The following is a 19,935-nucleotide window of genomic DNA, read 5'->3' on the forward strand; positions in this document are numbered from 1 at the left end:
TGAAGTCGCTCAGCGCTGGGCGACCTCGGCGGGCTTCGCTGCGGGAGCGTGGCCGATGAAGATCGGCGACGACCAGGCGCGCTCTTCGGTCTCGGCGAGGCAGTCCTCGCTGTCGTCCAGGTCGCGGCAGGGCGAGACGGCGATGCAGCGCCCGTCGTCGTCGCGTTCGCAGCCGAGGGGGTCGGCCCCGACGGCGGGGCTCGGCGCCTCGATAGCGCGCACGTAGTAGAGCGCGTCGCGACCCGATCCCGCGAACTCCGGGTCCGCGAAAGTGACGGTGCAGCCGGCCGGGTCGCCGTCGCACGCGAAGACCCGCCAGGGATCTTCGACGAGCTTTTCGATCGGTTCGCCCGGGCGCTCCTGCGGCCGGATCCGAACGACCTCGATGCGCGTGATCGGCCGCCGTCGATCGCTCGGGTGGTAGCACTCGCCGCCACACATCGCGGCGATCGTGTCCTCGCCGAGGGCCTCGACGCTGTCAGCGGGGCAGCCCGGCTTCTGTTCGAAGGATCCCACCGCGCGCGCCTGGAAGATCGGTGCCACCGGGAGCTTCGCTTCGCCGCCCATCGCGAGGGTCTGGCCGCGCGAACCCGGCGGGTTCAAGAGGTCGAACCACAGGAGGATCCGCGGACCGCTCGTGCCGTACACCTCCTTGCGCTGCATCGCGTCCCACACGGCGGCGCGGCCACGCCCCTCGCTGTGCACGGCGATCAGGCCTCCGGTCAGGAAGAAGGAGCTGCCGCGCTCCTGTTCGCGCTGGGCGAAGATCGGGAACTCGCTGGTGGCGGCGTCGAAGGCGCGCGACTCGGGCGTGGCGGGCTCGTCGATCTCGGCGGCGAAGCCGATGTTGTGGAACGCGCGATCGATCCGGGCCTCGGTCATCTCGACGCGGTCGTACTCCTTGTAGCCCGTGCCGGGACGACCGGTGTGGTTGTCGCTCGAGGCCATGAACCCGAACTCGAAGCGGCGCGGGTTCGCCGGGTCGTCGAAGTTGCGGAGCGCCATGATGTACTGAGCCGAGCCCTTCGGGCGGTAGTTGAACGAGGGCTGGAAGCAGTCCGTGCACTGGCTCGAGTCGAGCCAGTCGTTCGGCAGGGATCCCGGCACGGTGAGGTGTCCGGCGAGGTCGGCCTCGGCGTAGTTTTGTCGCGCGACGGCGGCGCGTTCGGCGCAGGTGGCCTCGCTTTCCCCGGCGTCGCTGCAGCGCTCGGCGATGATCTCGCCCGCGCGCCAACAGCTCGGCACGAAGTCCTTCGTGGGGTCGGGACAGCGGGGCTCGCCGTCTGGCCCGAACGCCACTTCCTGCCACGACCGGTACTCCTCCGAGTTTCCGTGGCCCGAGAACACCTCGATCAGGGTCTGTCGTTTCGGGTCGTGCATGGCGCCGACCAGCTGCTTGTCCCAGGCCGAGCCCTGTGGCGTGTACGCGCCCCAGGTCGTGCCGTGAGGAATCACGATCGAGGTGAAGCCCCAGTCGTCGAGGCGGCTGTAGAGCTCTGCCGGCGTCTTCACCGAGTCGCGGCAGCCTGCTTCCTGCTCGCGCACCGGGTTGCCGAGCGGGCAGTCGGGATACTCGAGCATGTCCCGCATGAACTTGACCGTGTCGAAGGTCGGCTGTCCCGGCCGCAGCAACCCGGCAAGCCCCATCAGGATGGCGGGAGGTGCTTCGGTGAGATCGGGCGCGACGATGTTCGCGGCGGCGATCGGTCGATCGGGAACCTCGCCGAGGTCGCGCAGGACGACGTTCTTGTGGCCGTAGTGGTTGTCCGGGTTCGAACCCATCTGGGTCCACTCCCAGCCGAGGAAGGGCACCATGTCGGCGTCGTCTCCACCGCCGGACACGTCCTCGCACTGTCGGATCGCTTCGACCGTTTGTTCCCACTTCCAGGGCGTGAGGCCGACGGCGTGATCGTTGATGCTCCAGAAGTCGAGGGCCGAACAGAAGCGTGCGTAGTCGCAGGCGTGGCTGATCGGCTTCGCGCCCGATCCCGCGGATGCGGGCAGCGCCATCCCGAAAGCGTCGGGCGAGAAGGTCGAGTGGACGTGGAGGTCCCCGAACAGGATCTGCTTCGGGCGTGCCACGCCGATCTCGCGGGCGGCCTGGGTCTGGCGCCCGTCTCCGGCCGAGACGAGGTCGGCGTCTCGGGTCTGCTCGGTCGCGACGCCTTCCTCCCAGAAGTCTCCCGCGGCCCCGGACCCGACCCAGACCAGCCAGCCGATGAAAACGGCGAGAACGACGACGGCGATCAGAGCGAAGCGAGCCATGGGACCTCCGGGCGGGTGAGGCCCCGAAGGCTACGGCAGCTGCCGGGCTCGCGCCGGGTGGAACGGCGGGGTCAGTCGAGGATCGCGGGGTCGAGATCGACGCCCACCGGGACGTGGTCCGAACCGGTGACGTCTTTCTGGATGAACGCGCCGCGCAGGAAGGGCATCGCGTTCGGCGAAGCGAGGACGTAGTCGATGCGCCAGCCGACGTTCTTCGCGCGCATGCCGAAGCGCTGGCTCCACCAGCTGTAGTGGCCTTCCCCCGGTTCGAAGTGCCGGAAGGTGTCGACCCAGCCAGCGTCCATCCAGCGGTCGAGTTCGGCGCGCTCCTCGGGGAGGAAGCCGCTGTTCTTCACGTTCCCCTTCGGGCGCGCCAGGTCGATCTCGCGGTGGGCGGTGTTGAGGTCGCCCATCACCAGCACGCGCTTTCCGCCGCGGCGTAGGCGCTGCACGCGATCGAAGACCGCGCGGTAGAAGTCGAGCTTGTAGGGGACACGGCTGTTGTCGCGCTCGTTGCCGCTGCCCTTCGGAAAGTAGCCGTTCACTACCACGAGCTTGCCGAAGCGCGCGAACTGCACCCGCCCCTCGGCGTCGAAACGTGCCTCGTCGAGCGATGTGTCGACGCGGTCGGCGGCACTCTTGCTGTAGATGCCGACGCCGCTGTAGCCGAGGCGCTCGCCGGGAAAGAAGTGGGTGTGCCAGCGCTTCGGCGCGCGGACGTCGTCGGGCAGCTGGTCTTCGAGGGCGCGCACTTCCTGGAGGCCCACGATGTCGGCGCGCGAGGCCCGGAGCCAGTCGGCGAAGCCCTTCTTCGCGCAGGCGCGGAGCCCGTTCACGTTCCAGGACACGACGCGGAGGTTCTTCTTGGGCATGGGCTCAGGCGTCGCCGCGCTCAGGCGTCACGCGACAGGTAGGTGTACTCCTGCAAGCCCTGCTCGTAGCGCTTGAGGAGTCGCGCGCTCTCGTCGAGCGAGATGGTGCCCTTGCGCAGGGCCCGCTCGATCGTGCGCCGGACGCGCTCGACCAGGCTGCGTCGGTCGTACTGGACGTAGGCGAGCACGGCCTCGACCGAGTCGCCCTCGACGACGTGCTCCACGCTGTAGCCGCCATCCTCGAGCTTCACGTGCACGGCGTCCGTGTCGCCGAACAGGTTGTGGAGGTCGCCCAGGATCTCCTGGTAGGCGCCCACCAGGAACATGCCGATGTAGTACGGCGCGCCCGTCCACGCGTGGAGCTCGAGCACGTCCTTCACGTCGTGGGTGTCGATGAAGCGATTGATCTTGCCGTCGCTGTCGCAGGTGAGATCGGCGAACACGCCGCGGCGCGTGGGCTTCTCGTCGAGCCGGTGGATCGGCAGCACGGGGAAGAGCTGCTTGACGGCCCAGTGGTCGGGCGCCGACTGGAACACCGAGACGTTCGCGTAGTAGGTGTCCGCCAGGCTCTTCTCGAGGGGCTCGAGGTCTTCCGGCACCTCGGGCAGCTCGCGGACGATGCGCAGGATGCGCTCGCAGCAGCAGAAGAACTGGTGTTCGACCCGCGCCCTCGCCTGCAGATCGAGGTAGCCCAGCGAGAAGAGGGTGTTCGCCTCCTCCTTGAGCTGGAGCGCGTCGTGGTAGGCCTCCTGGAGGTTTTTCTGGGAGACCGTGTCGAAGACTTCCTTCAGGTCGCGCAGTACCTTCGGGTCGTCTTCGGTGACCGGTGCCACCGCGTGCTGCGAGGCGCGCTCCGACACGCCGAGCACGTCGAAGATCAGCACCGAGTGGTGGGCGACCATCGCGCGACCCGCCTCGGTGACGATGTCCGGGTGCTCGACGCCGCGCTCGTCGCAGGCCTCCTGGATCACCGCGACCACGTCGTTCGCGTACTCCTGGGTCGAGTAGTTCTTCGACGAGTGGAAGTTGGTCCGGGAGCCGTCGTAGTCCACGCCGAGGCCGCCGCCGACGTCGAGCAGAGTGGGGCGGGCGCCCAGTTCGTGGAGCCCGACGAAGATGCGGCTCGCCTCGGCGAGCGCGTCCTTGTGGGCGCGGATCGCCGTGATCTGGGAGCCGATGTGGAAGTGCAGGAGCTCGAGACAGTCGAGCATGTCCTCGGAGCGTAGGCGCTCCACGGCTTCGACCATCTCGAGGGCGGAGAGCCCGAACTTCGAGCGATCGCCGGTCGACTCCACCCACTTCCCAGCGCCGCGGGCGGTCAGGCGCGCGCGCACGCCCATGTGCGGCCGGATGCCGAGCTCGCTCGCGGTCTTGATCAGCAGCTCGATCTCATGGAAGCGGTCGATCACGATGATCGGCCGGCGTCCGAGCTTCTGGGCGAGGAGTGCCGTCTCGAGGTAGGCGCGGTCCTTGTAGCCGTTGCAGATGATCAGCGCGTCGGGGTCGTCGAGCAGCGCGAGCGCCACCAGCAGTTCGGGCTTGCTGCCGGCTTCGAGTCCGACCGGCCCACCGTCGCCGTATTGAATGATCTCTTCGACGACGTGGCGCTGCTGGTTCACCTTGATCGGGTACACGCCGCGGTACTGACCGCGGTAGCCGTACTCGGTCATCGCGTGCCGGAAGGCGCCGGAGAGGCCGCGCACACGCGACGCGAGGATGTCCGAGAAGCGCACGAGCAAGGGCGCGCGCAGGCCGCGTTGTTCGAGGTCGCGCACCAGGTCGAGCAGATCGATGCTCGCACCGCCGGGACCTTCCGGGCGCACCTCGACGTTGCCGCGTTCGTTGACGTGGAAGAAGCCCGCGCCCCAGGCGGGAATGTTGTAGAGCTCGAGGCTGTCTCGCCGGGTCCAGCCGTGCATGGGCTTCACACTCCGCGCGGAGGCGCGCAAAGTGTAGATGGGACCCTGTTTGGACGCCCGCGGAAGCCGCAGTCGGGAGGGTCGTCTGCGCGGCTCAGGCGGGGTCGAGGGGCTCGCGTCGCTGCTCGCCGCTGGCGAGGTCCCGGACGCCGACTTCCCCCGCCGCGACCTCGTCCGGACCGAGCAGGTAGATCCGCGCCGCCCCGGCGCGATCGGCGTCGGCCATGGCGCGCTTCAGCTTCACGCTGCCGAGCACGAGCTCGACCGACTCGCCCCGACTCCGCAGCCGCTGGGCCAGGCGGATGGCCGCCGGCCGCTCGGCCTCGGTGAACGGGAACACGACGGCGTCGAGCGCGCGCGGACATTCCGGCCGGATGCCCTCGTCCTCGAGCAGCGCCTCGATCACGGCGTCGCCGAAGCCGAAGCCCGCGGCCGGGATGGCCTGGCCCCCGAGGCTCTCGAGGAGTCGGTCGTAGCGACCGCCCCCGCAGATCGCGCGCAGCTTCCGGTCGGCGTCGAAGCCTTCGAAGACGATGCCCGTGTAATAGGCGAGCCCGCGGACCAGGCTGGCGTCGAAGCCGACCCGATCGCCGAGGCCGTAGGCGTCGAGGAGTTCGAAGAGTCGCTGCAGCTCGCCGCGGGCCGGCGAGTCGGCGGAGAGCCCGGCGGTCGCGGTCTCGATGTCCTGGACGCCGAGCCAGTCGACCACGTCCTGGGCCTCTGCCCGCGCCAGCCCGATCAGCCCCTGTGGGTCGCAAAGCTGCTCGATCACCGCGTCGGCGCCGATCTTGTCGAGCTTGTCGATCACCACGCAGAGCGGCGCGAAGGCGTCGGGCTTGTCCCGCAGCACGCCGGCCCGCAGGGACTCCTCGAGCAGGGCGCGGCTGTTGATGCCGATCCGCACGCGACCCGGGGCGACGCCCAGCCGATCGACGAGGGTGAAGATCGCCGAGATCAGCTCTGCCTCGGCGGTGACGCTGGGCTCTCCCCAGATGTCCATGTTCCACTGGTAGTGCTCGCGGCGTCGGCCGCGCGTCATCCGCTCGTAGCGCCAGCACTGGGGGATCGCGGTCCAACGCAGGGGCAGGCGCAGGGCGCCGGCCCGCGCCATCACCATCCGGGCCAGCGAGGGGGTGAACTCACCGCGCAGGGCGTAGTGACGGTCGTGCAGCTCGAAGTGGTAGAGCTGGTCGACGATCTCCTCGCCGGCCTTCCGCTGGAAGAGCGCCGCGTGCTCGAGCACCGGAGCGTCGACGCCCTCGAACCCGTATTCCTGGGCGACGGCGCGAAAATGGTCGAAGAGCCACTCCCGGAAGCGGAAGTCTTCGGGGTAGAAGTCGCGGGTCCCCCGCGGAGGCTGGAGGCTCGAGCGGTCCTTGGCTGCCACCCGGCGTTCCATACCACACGGCTCTGGGGCCCGCGAAACGCCCGGGGCCCCGCGTCGGACGGCGTCCGGTTTGCTAGACAACAGCCGCCCATCGGATCGGGCGGGGAGGCGAGCATGGCGAAGCGACGGACGATGGTGGGACTCGTTGGAGCCCTGCTCCTGGTTTGGACGGCGTGCGGCTCCGAGGAGCCCGCGCAGGCGCCGGCGCCCGCCGCGCCGGAATCCGCGGCCGAGGCGCCCGCCCCCGAGCCGGCAGAACCCGACGAGCTGCCCCGCGGACTGGTGCTCTCGCTCGCCCAGTTCGTGACCGTGGCCGGCAAGCCGGAGCCCGGCCCGGGCCGCCTCGAGTTCCTCTACCGCCACAAGGGCGCCTGGCGCACCTCGGCGATCGAGGACACCGACAGCAACGTCTTCCACAAGGCGATGGCCTACGGCGAAGGCGACGACGCGGTGCTCCTCACCCTGGGCGGCACGAAGGCCCTGGTGAAGACCTGGGAGAAGGAAGGCAGCGCCCTCGAGCCCACCGTCCACTGGGAGAAGGATTTCGGCGGCAAATTCAGCCGCATGCGCGACGCCGAGGTCGCGGACCTCTACGGGGATGGCGACCAGGCGATCGCCGTGGCCACCCATGACCAGGGCGTCGTGGCGGTGATGCGTCCCTCGCCGGACGGCTTCTCGGTGGTCGAGCTCGACACCGAGCCCGACACCTTCGTCCACGAGATCGAGGTGGGTGACGTCAACGGCGACGGCCAGCTCGAGGTCTACGCCACCCCGAGCGAGCCGAATCGGCTCGAAGGCGGCGAGTCCCAGAAGGGCGCCGTGGTGCGCTACGTCCCGGTGGCTGGCGAGAAGCGCGTGGTGGTGGCCGACCTCGGAGATCGTCACGCGAAGGAGATCCTGGTCGAGGACGTCGATGGCGACGGCACCGACGAGCTCTACGTCTCGGTCGAGGGCCACGTCGGAGAGCTGAAGGAACTCGTCCACCCGGTCGAGATCCGCCGCTACGACGCGGACACGCCGGCCGACGGCGGGGCGGTGATCGCCACCCTGAAGGACCGGCTGACCCGGTTCCTGACCGCCGGCGACATCGATGGCGACGGCAAGAAGGAGATGGTGGCGGCCACCTTCAGTGCCGGGTTGTGGCTGCTGCGCCCGGGCGTCGACCCGCGCGGTGAGTGGAGCGCGACGCTGATCGACAAGAACTCGGCCGGCTTCGAGCACGCCTCGATCCTGGCCGACCTGGACGAGGACGGTCGGGACGAGCTCTACGTCGCCAGCGACAAGCACAAGGAAGTGCGTCGCTACGTCTGGAAGGATGGGAAGTTCGAGCGCGAGGTCATCTACAAGCGCCCCGACAACCGCCCCATCTTCACCTGGAACCTGATGCCGGTTCCGACCTCGCTGATCCCGGGCGCCTGAGCGGCGGGGGCGGACGACGGGCCCGCCAGGGCGGGGCGCCAACCTCTTGAAACCGCAGGAAACCGGCAACTGCCCCCGGGGATTCCCGATTCGACTCAAGTCTTTGGCCGATCGCCCCGAGTGGAGGCTTGCCGAGGGCGCGGAAGGCCGTTCCCGGGGGGTGCTTGTCAGGCCCCCAGACCTTGGGCTAATGGAGGGCTCGGTGGGGAAACGCTGAGCCCCGGGGGGAGCGAGGTCCATGGCGAAGGCCCTGGTCATCACCGAGAAGCCGAGTGTCGCGCGCGACATCACGGCGGCTCTCGGTGGTTTCGAAGAGGAAGACGGCTACTTCGAAGGCGACGACTACCTCGTCACCTTCGCGGTGGGGCACCTCTACGAGCTGCTTCCGCCCGAAGAAGTCGACGAGAAGTTCAAGCGCTGGACCCTCGACGTCCTGCCCATGATCCCGGAAGAGTTCGGTTACAAGGTCAAGAAGGGCCAGACCGACCGGGTGCGCACCATCAAGCGGTTGCTCGCGCGCGACGACGTCGACCGCGTGGTCAACGCTTGCGACGCGGGGCGCGAAGGCGAGTTGATCTTCCGCGAGATCGTCGACAACCTCGACGCGGACAAGCCGGTCGAGCGGCTCTGGCTCCAGTCGATGACCGACGACGCGATCCGCGGTGGCTTCGCGAGCCTGCGCCCGGGCGAAGAGCTCCAGGGCCTCGCGGACGCAGCGGCCTGTCGCGCCCAGAGTGACTGGCTGATCGGCATGAACGCGACCCGCGCGCTCACGAAGCGCCTGAAGAGTCGCAAGGAGAAGACCTCATGGTCGGCGGGGCGCGTCCAGACGCCGACCCTGACCATGCTGGTCGACAAGGAATTCGAAGTCCTCGCCCACGTGCCCAAACCCTATTGGCGGGTGACGGCGACCTTCGAACACGAGGGGAACGCCTACGAGGGCAGCTGGTTCGATCCGAGCTTCGTTGCCGACGACGACCCCGATCGCAAGGACGACCGCATCTTCGCGGAGGAGCGCGCCGCGAACATCGTCGCGGCCGTGACCGGCCAGGCCGCCCTCGCCAACGAGACGCGCAAGCCTTCGCGCGAGTCGGCACCGCCGCTCTTCGATCTGACGGCGCTCCAGCGCGAAGCGAACCGGCGCTTCTCGTGGTCGGCGCGCCGTACGCTCTCGGCTGCCCAGCGCTGCTACGAGCGCCACAAGATCCTGACCTACCCGCGGACCAGCTCGCGCTGTCTGCCCGAGGACTACCGCGCCACGGTCGACCAGACCCTCACGTCCTTCGCGACGAACAAGCGCGACGACGAGGGCTTCGCCGACTACGCCGCGGCCGCCGCCCGGCTGCGCGAGAACGGTCTCGAGAACGAAAAGCGCACCTTCGACAACAAGGGCGTGTCGGATCACTTCGCGATCGTCCCGACCGGCGCGATGCCGCGCGACCCGCTCACCGGCGACGACAAGCGCCTCTTCGATCTCGTGGCGCGTCGCTTCTTCGGCGCATTCCATCCGCCGGCCCAGTGGGAGCGCGTCGAGCGGATCACCGTTTCCGAGGGCGAGAACTTCCGCACGCGCGCACGCTTCCTGAAGGTGCCGGGGTGGCGCTCGGTGCTCCCCGAGAGCACCGAAGAGGACCAGGCCGCCCCGCTGCCGCCGCTCGTGGCCGACGCCACGGAAGCGAACGACGTCGCGGTACGGTCCATCGAGCCCGAGACCCACGAAGAAGAGACGAAGCCGCCCCCGCGCATCACCGAAGCGCGGCTGCTGTCGCTGATGGAGAACGCCGGGAAGCAGATCGACGACGAAGACTTCGCAGCGGCGCTCTCGGACAAGGGCATCGGAACTCCGGCCACTCGCGCCGACATCATCGAGAACCTGATCGCGAAGGGCTACGTGGTGCGCGTCGGAAAGGCGCTGCGCCCGACGGTCAAGGGCATCCGGATGATCGATACGCTGCGGCGCATCGACATCGACCGCCTGACTTCACCGGAGTTCACCGGCGAGCTCGAGTCGCACCTGCTCGAGGTCGAGCGCGGCGACCGCAGCAAGGAAGACTTCATGACCGAGATCACCGATTACACCGTGTCGGTGGTCGATCGCGCGAAGACCTTCGGCTACGACGAGCTCTACGACGAGAACGAGACCTTCGGCGCATGCCCGTCGTGCGAGCGACCGGTGATCGAGATGGCCTGGTTCTACCGCTGTCGCGAGGAGCCCGAGCGGGAAGAAGACTGCCCGATGCGCTTCTGGAAGGACACCTCCGGGCGCTACCTCGACAAGCGCACTTTGCGCTCGCTGCTCGCCGACGGCACCAGCGGTGAGATCGACGGCTTCACCGCGCGCAACGGCCGGACCTATCGGGGTGTGATCAACGTCGACACCGAGGAATGGAAGCTCGGCGTCAAATCGGCCGGCTGGAACGAAGAATCGGCCAGCGACCAGGTCGAGTACGACGTGAACCCGGACCCGCTCGGGAAGTGCCCGCTCAACGAGGAGCACGACGTCATCGAGACGCCGACCCTCTTCGCCTGCACGGACAAGCTCACGGACGACGCACGCACGAAGGAAGAGCGCAAGCAGCGCAAGGCCGACGGCGAGGCGCCGGCCTGCGGCTACGTGCTGCCGCGCACGGTCTGCAAGCGCGAGATCACACGGGACGAGGCCCTGCACTACCTGCGTGAGGGGAAGACCGAACTCCTCGAGGACTTCACCTCGCGCTTCGGACGTCCTTTCTCGGCCACGCTCTTTTTGAAGGAAACCGGTCGCCACGGCTTCGAGTTCCCGCCGCGGAAGCGGGCCGGGGGCGACGATGACGGCGCCGCGTCGAAGAAGAAGACGACGAAGAAGAAGGCCACGAAGAAGAAGACGACGCGGAAGAAGAAGACCACCAAGAAGAAGGCCACGAAGAAGAAGGCGACCCGCAAGAAGGCCGCCACGAAGAAGAAGACGACGCGGAAGAAGGCGGCCGCGAAGAAGACGGCGGCTCCCGCCGGCGACGCCTGAGCTTCCGGGGCGCGGCGAGGGCCCGCCCCACGAACCACTACCATCCCCCAAGGACGAGCCCACGGAGGTCGGGGGAGGGTGCGGATCCGCGCCATCGCGAGCGTCGCGCTCCTGTGCGCGTGCGCGTTGCCGGCGACAGCCGTCGAGTTCTACGACGGTCGCGTCCAGGTCCACGGCTACGCCGAGACCCAGCTCCGCGCCCTGAACGAGAAGTTCGAGCAGGAGCTCGATCTCGCGCAGTGGTACAACGTCCTGAACGTCGAGGTCGAGGTCGACGTCCTCCCGGAAGGGTTGGGGCCGATCGACCTGATGAGCGTCTATGTGCGGGCCGAGGGCCGCTACGACGCGCTCTACTCCGAGGGTTTTCGGATCTTCCACAGCGTCGACACGTACGGGAACGGGGCGCGCCGACTGCCCGAGCGGCTTCGCGATGCCCGCGATCCCGACTTCGGCGGGGTGGTACCGGGCCCGGAGGGTCCCGTCGACCGCCACCTCAGTCGGCGTCCGACGCCCTTCGCTCCCGAGGGCGAGCGCCGCGGGATTCCCGAGTTCGATTCCTTCTTTCGCCAGGCCGGCGGAGACAACCGTCTGGGGACCGCCGACGACCCCGGGCGCTACGCGAGCGCCGCGCTCCTCGACTACCAGTTCGCGCTGCGGGAGTTCCGCGGCCCCGACAGCCAGGGAACCCAGGTTCTCGGACCCTGGTTGCCCCGCAACCTCGTGCGCAGCGTCGCGTTGAACGCCGACCGCGCGAACCCCTTCCGCGGGCGGATTCCGCCGACGGCGCTCGCGACGGGGACCGACGGGGTGACAGGGGGCGCCTTCGAGGACGCCAGCTCGGTGCGCTTCTACGACGGCGATCCCCAGCTCACGGCGCTGACGCCCGCGCAGATCGGGGCGGGCATCCAGATCGATCCCCTCGACCCGGCGAGCCGCGCGACGCTCGCGCTGGTCGCTCCCGATACCACGATCACCGCGGCGTCCCGGGGCAAGTGCGAACGCGCGGGCGTCGCGGCGTGCGTCGCCGGCGCCACTTTCCCGGATCCGGACGGGCCGGGGACGTTCACGGTGCAGCCACTCAACGCGCTGCCCCCGGTGCCAGTGGCCGGGACCGACTTCTCGTCCGCCGGGCTCGACGCTGGCGGCAACGTCATCGCCGCGTTCGGCGGGGACTTCAGCGGCGTCGTGCCCTGTCTCGACCCGACCGAACCCGTGCTCGCCCCGCGTCAACGCGGTGAACTCGGTCCCCTCGCCCTCGACGAGAACGCCGGCTGCATTCCCGGCTCGTTCGAGACCGTGACCATCGGTGGCGTCACTCAGTTCGGCAACGCGGTCACGGGGCCCGAGAATGTCCGCTACACGGGCGGCCTCGGCGAGAATCCGTTCCGACCGGCGCCCGACCTCTCGAACGCGTCGAATCGCAACGCATCGCTCTTACAGGCGCAGGGCCTCTACTACCCGAGCGCGGGATTGCGCAACGTCCTGCGCTCGGGCGATCTCGATTCGCCGCGCCTGAACTTCGACGAGATCGACCGGGCCTTCAACCGTGGCGCGAGCCAGCAGCGGACGAAGGAACTGAAGGAAGCCTACGTCGACCTCGAGTTCCTCGAGTCGCGGCTCTGGGCGCGCCTTGGCCTGCAGAACATCGTGTGGGGGAAGACGGAGGTCTTCCGCACCAACGACCAGTTCAATCCGCAAGACCTCGCCCTGTCCTCGCTCCCGAGCCTCGAGGAGTCGCGCATCGCGCTGTGGTCGGGGCGCTTCGTGTATTCGCTCTACGACGTCGGAGCGCTCGAGGACGTGCGTCTCGAGTTCGCCTTCAACTTCGATCGTTTCGAACCCGCCGACATCGGTGCCTGCGGTGAGCCCTACGCCCCGGACCTCACCTGCAACCTGACCTATGGGTTGCTCTCCCATTCCTTTACGGGGGCGGGCATCGCGGGCATCGACCGACCCGAGAGCCCCTGGAAGGAGATCGGCGATCTCGAGTTCGGGGGGCGCATCGAGTGGCGCTGGGATCGCTTCAGCTTCTCGATCATCGACTTCTACGGCTTCGACGACGTGCCCTACACCGAAGCCATCTTCTTCTACGAGCGCGCCGTCGATCCCCAGTCCGGCCGTCCGGTCGCCGCGCGTCTGCCCGGCCAGGCGCTGGGCACCTGCCAGCGGGCGGGCGAGGTCGCGGTCGATACGCTGAACGCCGGTGGTGGGGGCGGCGTCGCGTACAACACCTCCTTTGCGTCCCATCCCTATTCGGTGACGCCCGGCCAGACACCCCTGGGCGGCGGCGCGGTGCGCGGCGGCGTGGGGACCGACCCCGGTTGTCTGCGTCCGGGCGGAGCGCCCGGTTACGCGAACACCTTCGCCTTCGACGCGGCCGCCCTGGCTTTGACCAATGCCCTCGAGTTCCAGTCCGCGAACCAGCAGCTCTTCGCCTGGACCTGTCTCTCGACGGTGGGCGTCGCCTCGGCCCTCGACCCGGGCGCCTGCGCCTGGACCGTGTTCGCGAGTCCGTCGAACCTGCGCGGCGTGAACGTGCCGATCACCGAGGCGTTCGTGCCGGTCTTCGCGGGCGACCCGGACGGGCCGTCGACCGTGCGCACCATGGCGATCGTCAACAACTTCCAGCGCAGCGTCGCGGTGTCGGGTCCTTTGATCGCGTTCCCGCTGGCTTCGGTCAATCGCCTCTACAACGATCCCCAGGCCCCCTTCGACACGAACAACAACGGGATGGTCGACAACGGGGTGGGGTGCGCCGACGACGATCCCGCGACGCCCTGCGACCTGGGCGGCTACGACGGGTTCGACACGCGCACCCAGCGCGCGCGTTTCCCGGGCCAGCCCACCCTCGACAACTCGCTGACCAACGAACAGCGGGCGCTGCTCGGCTGCGGCCCCTTCTACGGTACGCGCTGCGACAGCACCAGCCGCGAGACCACGACCGCGGACTTTCCCCAGTCGGGCAACTTCGGCGGCATCGACCTGCTCAACGCCGAGGCGAGTGCCATCGTGCAGTCGTGGCTCGGTGTCGAGGGCACGCTGCCCGGCCAGATCACCACCGACAACCTGCCCCAGCCGGGCACGATCGGGCCGCTCGGACCCGCGCGCGGGGTGGGAGCAGGCAGCAGCCAGCGGACGAACGTGCCCTTCGTCGGCGGGCCGACCTGCACCCGGTTCATCGAGACCCAGGGGCTGGTGAAGCTGCCGGGGTGTCGGGGGATCGCGTCGCTCAGCGTTCGTTACAACGATCCCAACGGCATCCCGGGCGATGCCGACGACGTCCCGATGCGCGTCGAGGTGGCCTTCGAGGCGGGGTATCTGCCGTCGATCGACGGCTGCATCCTGGGCGACGTGATCAACCGGCGCGGGGCGGCGGCCAGCGTGCCCGTGACCGCGGTCGGGGCCTCTCCCGAACTCGCGCGTCAGCTCGCGCGCTGCAGCGGGGCCACCGTCCGCCGCGCCGTTCCCGAACAGTTCATCACGGGCTTCGACGCCTCGGGGAACCCGACGACGGTGCCGAACACGGGACAGAACCCGGACGTTGCCGCCTGCGCGCCGCGCGGCTTCGGCGGCACGATCACCGTCAACGGTGCACCGCGCCGGGTGTTCGTGTGCGCCTCCCAGGAGGTGACCCTCGCCGACCTGCCCCTCATCCATCCCACGGCGGGCTGCATCGCCTCCGACACGAATCCGACCGCGTCCGCCGCCTGCTACGAGTGGTTCAACCGCGATCTGGTCGAGGAGTTCTTCGAGGGCACGGGGCAGCTCTTCCAGAACGAGCTCGCGGCGGTCTCGTACAACTTCTTGATGTTCCTGACCCTCACCTCGTGCGATCTGCGGACCGCGGATCTGGACGGCCGCGCGAACGGAGATGCGGCGGGGCTGGCCGCGAACCCCGAGTGCTTCCTGCCGTCGGCGCCCTACGAGCCGGGGCGCTGCAGCCTGGCGACGCCGAACCTGTGCGCGAACGTGAAGAACTTCCTGGCTGCGGTCGGTGTGCGCCGGAACACGGTGCGCGCGGCGGGCAACGAGCGCTTCGGGCGACGCACCTTCATCTGGCACAGCGGGGGGGAAGCGGTGCTGCGCTACGACCGGCGCAACGTCCTGGGCTTCTCGACCGACTTCGCCGAGGACTGGTCGAAGACGAGCTGGGGGGTCGAGTTCACCTGGATCGAGGGGGTGCCCTACGCGAACAACGACGATCCCGAGGGCATCACCGAGAGCGACTCGTTCAACGTCACGGTGTCCGTCGATCGCCCGACGTTCATCCACTTCCTCAACCCGAACCGGACCTTCTTCTTCAACACCCAGTGGTTCGCGAGCTACGTGCCCGAGCACCGCGAGGGCTTCCTGATCGACGGTCCGGTGGACGTGTTCGCGACCTTCTCGGTCTCGACGGGCTACTTCCAGGATCGCCTGCGGCCCCAGCTCTTCACCGTCTACGCACTGCGCTCCCGCGGAGGCGCCGTGCTGCCATCGCTCGAGTACGCCTTCACCGATTCGTTCTCGGTGACGGTCGGGCTCCTCTACTTCTTCGGGCGCACCCAGCTGCGTCCCATGCCGATCAACGAACTCTCGCCCGTGGTGAATCGGGCCGGGGCGAACGCGTACCGGGACGGCGTGGAGAACGGACTCTCGGCCGTGCGCAAACGCGACGAGATCTTCATGCGCCTGCGCTGGGCGTTCTAGAGGGCATCTCATCCGCCCCTCGGTCGCCAGGCACCCGCCTTCGCCCCGATCTCTTCGTTGCGAAACCTCGCCGTAGCGTCGCTATGCCTGCGGTTTCGCGCCTCGACCTCGGGCCGAATTCGAGCCCCTGTCTCGGTCGGGGTGGATGAGGTGCCCTCTAGCCCCGGCGCTCGAGGGCGCCGGGTGCGAGCCAGCGTTCGCGCTCGGCGTCGGACAGCGGCGTCGAGCGCACGTCGTAGGACTCGCGGCGCCAACCGCTGCCTCCGCCACGGGTCTCGTAGAAGACTGCCGCCACCGGATCGAAGACGCGCAGCGGCTCACCATCGCGGCCCGGCGGGTAGCCGGCCTGATCGCCGCTGTAGCGGTGGAGCAGGATGCCTACCTCCACGAGTCGGCCGTCGCGTCGCTTGGTGATGTAGTAGAGCGGCTGCGCCGTCTGGGCGTCGACGTAGAGCGTCAGGCGGTCGTAGTCGCCTCCGCGCGCGCGCAGATCCCCGTGCAGCAGGACGGCGCGGCGAAGCTCCCAGCGATCGCTGGCCGCCGAGAGCCCGCTCGGTCCGAAGTCGCGCCCCGGATGCTTCGGGTAGCCCGAACGTGACACATTGAGCGGGGCGAGTACGTCGCGCTCGCCCTCGAGTCGCCACACGTAGGCGTTGGGGCGCAGGGAGAGTCCGAGGAAGCCGCGTCGCAGGTGCTCCGTCGCGGCGACGCTGCCTCCCGCGGACACCGCCGCGCCGCCTCCCAGCGGCAGGGCACGTTCGCCACCGGCGGCGCGTCCGGCGCGATAGCGCGGCATGAAGAGCCCGTCGGACCACGCACTCGCCGCGCGTCGCACGCGGCGCAGGGACGGCAGGTAGACGAAGGTCGCGTCGGGCGCCTCGAAGTCGGCGTCGCTGGCCGCGCGACGGGTCTGCTTCCAGGCGAGGTGCCGCACGGATCCCGGCGAGGCGAAGCGCCCGCCGGCGACCCAGCGGGGCGCATCTTCGTCGTCGGCGTCGCCTTCTCTGGGCGGGATCCACTGGTGCCACTCTCCCGTGTAGGTCTGGGTGGCGCCGGTGCGTCCGGGTTTGTCGACGATCCGAAACCGGCCGTGGGGACCGGCGCCGCGATCGCGTCGTTCGACGTTCCAGGCCCAGCGGGCGCCGGCGTCGGCTCCGGCGGGATCGAGGGTGGCGGGCGGGAACGGCAGCCCGCCGCCCGCGCCGACGAGGTTTCCCGCGTCGTCGACCGAGAACGATCCGTCTCCGGATGGCGGACCGGGCAGGGCGTAGCGGCGGAAGCAGGGCCCGATCTCCATCTGCATCCGGGCGTGGAAGAACGTGTTCCGATTGCGCCAGACCTCGGCCGGTAGCCACGCGCGCAGCCGCAGCAGATCGCGGTAGCCGACCCGCAGACCCTCGCGGAGGGCGAGGGGTTCGGGGCCGCCCTGTGTCGCGGCGGTCTCGGCCGGCGGACAGCGCGGGGGGCGCTGGGTCGCGTCTGCCGCGAGGGCGGCGCCCGGCGCCGTCCCCCAGGCGAGCGCCCACGCCACCGCGAAGGCGATCCGGCGCGCCCGCGGCGCGTTGGGTTTCGACCGATGCTGGGTCGCCACGGCGTTCCTCTCGTCCCCGTTGCTACCCTATCGCGTTCCGGAGGAGGACGACGTGCGGCGTTCGATCGGCACCCCTCTCGCGCTCGGCATCGCGCTCGCGGTCCTGGTGGTCGCGCTGGGGGTGGGCTGGCAGATCCTGGTCCTCGACGATCCGCGACCCCTCGCGCGCGGCTTGTCGACCCGCGACTGGGTGATGCTGGTGCTCGGCGGCGTCTTCTTCTCCCTGGTGCTCATCGGGCTGCTGGGCCTGTCGCTCTGGCTGGTGCGCGAGATGCGTTTGAATCAGCGCCAGCAGGCCTTCCTCGACGCGGTCACCCACGAGATGCGCACGCCGCTAGCGTCGCTGCGTCTCTACCTGGAGACGCTCGAGCGGCACGACCCGGACGCGGAGAAGCGCCGCGAGTTCCTGCATCGGATGGGGCAGGACGTGGACCGCCTCGATCACACGGTGGGACAGGTGCTGCTGGCGGCACGTAGCGAGGAGGGGCGACGGCGTGTCCCGACGGACGACGTCGAACTCGAGGACCTGCTCACCGAGTGCATCGGCGAGCTGCGCGAGGTCCACGCCTTGCCCGAGTCGGCGGTGCAGCTCGACGTACGGCCCCACGCCTCCGTCCGCGGCGATCGCACCGAGCTCGGCGTGGTGTTCCGCAACCTGCTGGAGAACGCTGCCAAGTACTCGGAAGACCCGGTCGAGATTCGCGTCGGCGTCGAACAGACCAGCGATGGTCGGGTCGACGTATCGATCTCGGACCGCGGCATCGGCATTCCGGCGCGCGAGCTGCGCAAGATCTTCCAGCGCTTCTACCGCGCCGGTCGCGACGTGCAGCGCACGGCCTCCGGGCTCGGGCTCGGCCTGTTCATCGTGCGTTCGCTCGTGCGCAAGCAGGGCGGTCGCGTCGTCGCACGCAGCGAGGGCTCGGGCACGGGCAGCCGCTTCGTCGTGTCGCTGCGCGCCGCCGGTCGCCTCGCCGAACCGGAGCGCGCATGAGTCGGGTCCTGGTCGTCGAGGACGAAGAGCATCTGGCGGACGGCCTGCGCTTCAACCTCGAGCAGGAAGGGCACGACGTGTCGATCGCCCGCGATGGACTGGCCGCGCTGGAGGCGTTGGCCGAGCCCGAGGCCGGGATCGACCTGGTGCTACTCGACCTGATGCTGCCCGGAGCGAGCGGCTTCGAGGTGCTCTCGCGCACGCGTGCAGCCGGCCACTACGTGCCCGTGCTGATCCTCACCGCGAAGGACGGGAGCGAGGACCGGGTGCGCGGCCTCGAAGAGGGGGCGGACGACTATCTAACGAAGCCCTTCCACCTCGACGAGCTGCTGGCGCGGGTCCGCGGCCTGTTGCGACGCCGGCGCTGGGACGGTGTCGCCGACGGGCCGGCGTTGCAGCCCGTGGCGATCGGCGCGGCGACGGTGCACTTCGACCGTTTCGTGCTGGAAACGGCCGACGAAACGATCCAGCTCACGCCGCGGGAGCTCGGCCTGCTGCGCGCCTTGATCGACGCCGACGGGGAAGTCGTGACCCGCGGTGAGCTCCTGGAGCGTGTGTGGGGACTGCGACCCGACACACGAACGCGCGTCGTGGACAGCTTCGTCGTACGGCTGCGTCGCTACCTCGAGCGCGATCCGTCGCGCCCGGAATACCTCCTGTCCGTACGCGGCCACGGCTATCGCCTGGTGCGGACTCCCGCCACCCCTTGAGAACCCGGCGCCTGGCGTGCGACCCTTCTTCTCGTGAGAGATGTCCTGACGTTTCACGTCGAGCCACAGCTCCGGGACGCGACGCTGATCGCGGCCTTCGAGGGGTGGAACGACGCCGGTGAGGCGGCGACCGGGGCGGCGCGTTTCCTGTCCGACGCGATCGCCGCGGTACCGCTCGCCGAGATCGACGGCGAGCCGTATCTCGACTTCACCGTGACGCGTCCGTGGGTGCGCACCGATGAGACCGGGCGGCGCAGGGTCGAGTGGCCCGGAACGCATTTCTCCTATGGAGCGACGGGCGCGGCGTGCGAACTCGTGATCGCGCGCGGTGCCGAACCCCACCTGCGTTGGCGCGACTACTGTGATCAGTTCGCGGCCGTCGTCACGCGCCTCGGGATCCGCCGAGTGGTGCTGCTCGGTGCTTACGTCGCCGACGTCGTGTACTCGCGTCCGGTCGGCGTGACGGGCTTCGCCGACGACGAGGACCGCCTGCACGACATCGGGGTCGAGCCGTCGCGCTACGAAGGCCCGACCGGAATCGTCGGAGTACTCGGCGAGCGGCTGTCGTCGGAGGGCGTCGAGGTGCTGAGTCTCTGGGCCGGGTTGCCGCACTACATCAGCGCGAGCCCGAACCCGCGCGGTTCGTTGGCCCTGGTGCACAAGCTCCGCGCGGCGCTCGCCCTCGCGGTCGACGACGAACCGCTCCAGCAGGAGGCGGCGGCCTTCGAACAGAAGATCTCTGCCCTGGTGTCGGGCGACCCGGAACTGTCCGAGTACGTGCGGCAGCTCAAGCGCCGCGAATTCGCGCAGTAGGCGCGTCTCGCTACGCCGCGGAGACCTCGATCGACTGTTCGATCAGCATGACCGGGATGCCGTCGTCGACCGGATAGATCACGCGACCATCCTCGCGGATCAGCGCCTCGACGAGCGGCTTCTCGACGGCCTCACCGCCGCGATTGCGCAGGCGTCCGGCCTCGACTTCGGCATTGATGCGGCCGAGCACGTCGTCGCTGGCCTCGGACACGGGCTGACGCGTCTCGGGGCAGACGAGGATCTCGAGCAGGGTGGGGCTGATGGGCATGGGATTCCTC

12 protein-coding genes are annotated in these 19,935 nt (G+C 69.4%); 6 read left to right on the forward strand and 6 right to left on the reverse strand.

Annotation, left to right across the window (positions count from 1 at the left end; genetic code table 11):
• Window positions 1-9: 9 nt before the first annotated feature.
• From AAF430_11220 to hisS, 4 genes are all read right to left on the reverse strand, one after another.
• Window positions 10-2,265: a DUF3604 domain-containing protein gene (locus AAF430_11220; protein MEM7410796.1), complete on the reverse strand. Its 2,256-nt coding sequence runs from the start codon at window positions 2,263-2,265 to the stop codon at window positions 10-12.
• Window positions 2,266-2,336: 71 nt separating this feature from the next.
• The gene (locus tag AAF430_11225) at window positions 2,337-3,137 is read right to left on the reverse strand and encodes an exodeoxyribonuclease III (GenBank protein ID MEM7410797.1); all 801 of its coding nucleotides are present in this window, start codon (window positions 3,135-3,137) and stop codon (window positions 2,337-2,339) included.
• Window positions 3,138-3,157: 20 nt separating this feature from the next.
• Window positions 3,158-5,056: a biosynthetic arginine decarboxylase gene (speA, locus tag AAF430_11230; protein MEM7410798.1), complete on the reverse strand. Its 1,899-nt coding sequence runs from the start codon at window positions 5,054-5,056 to the stop codon at window positions 3,158-3,160.
• A 94-nt stretch (window positions 5,057-5,150) separates the two neighbouring features.
• Complete coding sequence (hisS, locus tag AAF430_11235) at window positions 5,151-6,443, reverse strand: histidine--tRNA ligase (protein ID MEM7410799.1); 1,293 nt, start codon at window positions 6,441-6,443, stop codon at window positions 5,151-5,153.
• Window positions 6,444-6,557: 114 nt separating this feature from the next.
• Here hisS and AAF430_11240 point away from each other — a divergent pair, with 114 nt between their 5' ends.
• The 3 genes from AAF430_11240 (at window position 6,558) to AAF430_11250 (ending at window position 15,552) form a co-directional block, all read left to right on the forward strand.
• Window positions 6,558-7,862, forward strand: coding sequence for a VCBS repeat-containing protein (locus AAF430_11240; protein MEM7410800.1), 1,305 nt, complete (start codon window positions 6,558-6,560; stop codon window positions 7,860-7,862).
• 238 nt (window positions 7,863-8,100) lie between these two features.
• Window positions 8,101-10,863, forward strand: coding sequence for a DNA topoisomerase (locus tag AAF430_11245; protein ID MEM7410801.1), 2,763 nt, complete (start codon window positions 8,101-8,103; stop codon window positions 10,861-10,863).
• A gap of 78 nt (window positions 10,864-10,941) precedes the next feature.
• Window positions 10,942-15,552 carry a DUF1302 family protein gene (locus AAF430_11250; GenBank protein ID MEM7410802.1) on the forward strand — a complete coding sequence of 1,537 codons (4,611 nt, stop codon included), beginning with the start codon at window positions 10,942-10,944 and terminating at the stop codon, window positions 15,550-15,552.
• A gap of 157 nt (window positions 15,553-15,709) precedes the next feature.
• Here the strand turns inward: AAF430_11250 and AAF430_11255 are convergent, their stop codons facing one another.
• Entirely contained in the window at window positions 15,710-17,143 is a 1,434-nt protein-coding gene (locus AAF430_11255) for a DUF1329 domain-containing protein (protein MEM7410803.1), read from the reverse strand.
• Window positions 17,144-17,195: 52 nt separating this feature from the next.
• Between AAF430_11255 and AAF430_11260 the strand changes: the two genes are divergently transcribed.
• From AAF430_11260 to AAF430_11270, 3 genes are read left to right on the forward strand one after another with little or no spacing between them, the layout of a single operon-like run.
• Window positions 17,196-18,134, forward strand: coding sequence for a HAMP domain-containing sensor histidine kinase (locus AAF430_11260; GenBank protein ID MEM7410804.1), 939 nt, complete (start codon window positions 17,196-17,198; stop codon window positions 18,132-18,134).
• Window positions 18,131-18,844: a response regulator transcription factor gene (locus AAF430_11265; GenBank protein MEM7410805.1), complete on the forward strand. Its 714-nt coding sequence runs from the start codon at window positions 18,131-18,133 to the stop codon at window positions 18,842-18,844. The genes AAF430_11260 and AAF430_11265 overlap by 4 nt, the downstream gene beginning before the upstream one ends.
• A 33-nt stretch (window positions 18,845-18,877) precedes the next feature.
• Window positions 18,878-19,657: a PAC2 family protein gene (locus AAF430_11270; protein MEM7410806.1), complete on the forward strand. Its 780-nt coding sequence runs from the start codon at window positions 18,878-18,880 to the stop codon at window positions 19,655-19,657.
• 10 nt (window positions 19,658-19,667) lie between these two features.
• Here AAF430_11270 and AAF430_11275 read toward each other — a convergent pair whose 3' ends face one another.
• A complete protein-coding gene (locus AAF430_11275) occupies window positions 19,668-19,925 on the reverse strand; it encodes a Trm112 family protein (protein MEM7410807.1) in 258 nt (85 codons plus the stop codon).
• Window positions 19,926-19,935 lie beyond the last annotated feature (10 nt).

This window comes from Myxococcota bacterium, from assembly GCA_039030075.1.
Lineage (GTDB): Bacteria > Myxococcota_A > UBA9160 > UBA9160 > SMWR01 > JAHEJV01.